The 408-nt window shown below is 56.1% G+C and carries 1 pseudogene; it reads left to right on the top strand.

Annotation, left to right across the window (positions count from 1 at the left end):
* Positions 1-249 precede the first annotated feature (249 nt).
* Positions 250-408, top strand: a pseudogene (locus SB822_RS55140) (nitrate ABC transporter substrate-binding protein); the annotation flags it as partial.

The raw sequence follows: 408 nt of genomic DNA, 5'->3' as shown, positions 1-408 counted from the left end.
CGTCGCATGGTAGCCATGCAATCCATGCAGGCAAAACGACGAATTTAACTATGCAAATCGGGAATTGCGTACTTGCATGCGGCTCGTGCCGCATGCCGGCATTCAGTCACGCGATTCGAACTACTGCAGATTTTCTTATCAGCAATGATTGGTTGGATTCGACGGCACGCGAATCTAACGTGTAGTGCCAGGTCTCTGCCCGCCAGAGCATTCGTACTTCTTTTCCCTTCCATCGACCGGTATTGCCGCATGCGCTATTTCCATCTGCTGAAATCTTTTTTCGCCGTGGCGGCGCTGTCGCTCGCCGCGGTTCACGCCTATGCCGACAAGCCGGCGGTGATTCGCATCGGCGTCGCGCAACAGGGTAATGGCGACCCGCCTACATTTGGTGGATCGCCCGCGGCCACC

This window comes from Paraburkholderia sp. SIMBA_054 (genome assembly GCF_046534875.1).
GTDB classification, from domain to species: Bacteria; Pseudomonadota; Gammaproteobacteria; order Burkholderiales; family Burkholderiaceae; genus Paraburkholderia; species Paraburkholderia hospita.
Note: the sequence above shows the minus strand (reverse complement) of the source record. Positions and strands in the feature narration are given on the sequence as shown.